Below are 788 nucleotides of genomic sequence, written 5' to 3' on the forward strand. Positions count from 1 at the left end.
ACGGCGCGGGGCCGCTGCGCCCCGCGTGAGCATCGTCTGCGCATCATCGAATGTTGAAAATGCGAGCATGGAAACGGCGGCGTTGAAGTAGGCGTTCCAGTCAGTCGTTCTTAGCGAGATCGCGCGCGCCAGATGTATGTGCGCTTGCGAGTGTAAATGCAGATCGCACAGTACGGCAGCGGCCAGGAACGGCAAACGGCGTGCTGTTCATGACGCTCGAGGATGAGACGGGCCAGGTCAACGTGATCCTCTGGCCGGGCTTGCTGGAGATGTTTGAAGGAAGCGCTCGGCGCCGCGCTGCTCGCGGTCTGCGGCGTGTGGCAGGCTGAAGGGAAAGTGCGACACGTGATCGCGAGCAAGCTCGTCGACAGGACCGAGTTGCTCGGCGCCCTACCGACCCCGTCGCGGGAGTTTTGCTGAATCTTCGTTCTGCCCCGTCGCTTCATTCAAACAGAATGTGATTTTGAGAAGACTTGGCTGTTTCAATTACTGAACCGCGCCGGATCGAACTTGAGGGGAAAACTTGGTTGCCTTCTTGTTCATCATGGCTCGATTCTCTCAAGAATCCGAGCCTCCACAAAACCCGGGCGGTTCAGCGTGAGCAATGCGCGCGGCAGTGGTCGCTCGCTAATTACTGAGGAAGTGCGACGCCCGACAGTTCCTCGCACATGCGTAGGAGCTGGTCCTGTAAAACAGCATCTCGTGCCTGAGGATTCGCTGCCATGCGCTTCATGTGATAGAAGTACTCGCCTGTCACGTCGGCTCGGGGATCGTCGCCGGCGGCAAGC

General features: G+C 59.1%; 1 protein-coding gene and 1 pseudogene. One reads left to right on the forward strand and one right to left on the reverse strand.

Annotated elements, in window-relative coordinates:
* A partial coding sequence (locus A9Z05_RS37320; RefSeq protein ID WP_218077836.1) for a hypothetical protein occupies positions 1-195 on the reverse strand: 195 nt, incomplete at its 3' end.
* On the opposite strand from A9Z05_RS37320, the pseudogene A9Z05_RS38255 reads away from it, so the two are divergent.
* Positions 168-420: pseudogene (locus A9Z05_RS38255) on the forward strand (hypothetical protein); the annotation flags it as partial. The gene A9Z05_RS37320 and the pseudogene A9Z05_RS38255 sit on opposite strands and share 28 nt — an antisense overlap.
* Positions 421-788 lie beyond the last annotated feature (368 nt).

It is taken from the genome of Burkholderia sp. A2, assembly GCF_001729305.1.
Classification (GTDB): domain Bacteria; phylum Pseudomonadota; class Gammaproteobacteria; order Burkholderiales; family Burkholderiaceae; genus Burkholderia; species Burkholderia sola.